This is a genomic window from Stenotrophomonas sp. 2YAF22 (assembly GCF_052114665.1).
Lineage (GTDB): Bacteria > Pseudomonadota > Gammaproteobacteria > Xanthomonadales > Xanthomonadaceae > Stenotrophomonas > Stenotrophomonas indicatrix.
The window spans coordinates 1-1,177 of record NZ_JBFRFE010000894.1; the positions used below are offsets into that span (position 1 = coordinate 1).

General features: G+C 62.7%; 2 protein-coding genes. Both read right to left on the bottom strand.

Going from position 1 to position 1,177, the window contains the following annotated elements; all coding sequences use genetic code 11:
- Window positions 1-527: MFS transporter (locus AB4Y84_RS22060; RefSeq protein WP_442250983.1), on the bottom strand; the 527-nt coding region annotated here is incomplete at its 3' end.
- Window positions 524-1,177 (bottom strand): alpha/beta hydrolase (locus AB4Y84_RS22065; protein ID WP_442250984.1); only part of this gene is annotated, 654 nt, incomplete at its 5' end. The genes AB4Y84_RS22060 and AB4Y84_RS22065, both read right to left, overlap by 4 nt.

A 1,177-nucleotide genomic window follows, 5' to 3' on the forward strand; every position in this document is an offset into this window, starting at 1 on the left:
GGCAGGAGGCACAGGAATGCCCCACGCCATCCGATCACGCCGCCAAGGTAGCTGCCCAAGGGGGCAGCCACTACCGTTGCCAGCGCGTTGCCGCCATTGAAGATCGCCAGTGCTCGCGGCACCTGCGCTGCTGGCACCAGCCGCATGGCCGTGGCCGCAGACAAGGACCAGAAGCCACCGATCACCACGCCGATCAATGCCCGGCCCATCATGTAGATCGGGTAGCTGGGAGCCAATGCCACCACCACGCCGGATACCGCCATCAATGCGGTGAGCGTCAGCAGCACTGTCTTCCGGTTGATGCTCCCGGCCAAGCGGGAGATCGACAGGCTGGTCAGCACGGCGAAGGCACCAGAGATGGCAATCCCATACCCGGCCAGCCCTTCGCTCACGCCAAGGTCAGCCGCCAAGGGCGTAAGCAGGCTCACCGGCATGAATTCAGAGGCGATCAGTGCGAACACGCACAGCGTCATTGCCAGCACCCCGCCCCAGTTGGCCCGGTCGGCCGTCGCGTCGTTGCTGCTCATTTCCCAGCGAGACCTTGCTGGAAGAACGTCGCCAACCTTGCGAAGGGAATCAGGTCGGTGCGGTCATACAGGTCTACATGACCGGCATCCTTCACCCAGTAGCGCTCCTTCGGCTGCCCTGCCCTGCGGTACGCGTCCTCGCTGAACTCACGCGAGTGGGCGTGGTCGCCAGAGATGAACAGCATCGGTCTGGGCGAGATGGTCTCGATATCGTTGAAGGGGTAGAAATTGACGAACTTGACCAAGCTGCTGAACAGCGGCTGGGTGGTCAAGTCGCTGCGCTCGCCTTCGGCAGTGTAAGCGCCACGCGAGGTGCGGTAGAAATCAAAGAACTCGCGCTGCACTTCGGACGTATCGGCCTCGAGCTTGTTCACGGTGCCAGGTACATGGACTGCCGGCCCACCGTTGAACTCGACCAGACGCTGATCCGTTGCAGCCTTGATCATCTGCCTGCGCTGCTCCAGCGATTGCGCGTGGTTCAGCCCTTGGCGCGCGGCGGCGCCCATGTCATACATGCTGACCGTAGCGATTGCCTTGATGCGCGGGTCGATCTTGGCTGCGCTGATCACGAAACTGCCACTGCCACAGATACCCAGGCCACCAATCCGCTGCGGATCCACGAACGACTGCGTGCTCAGGAAGTCAACCGC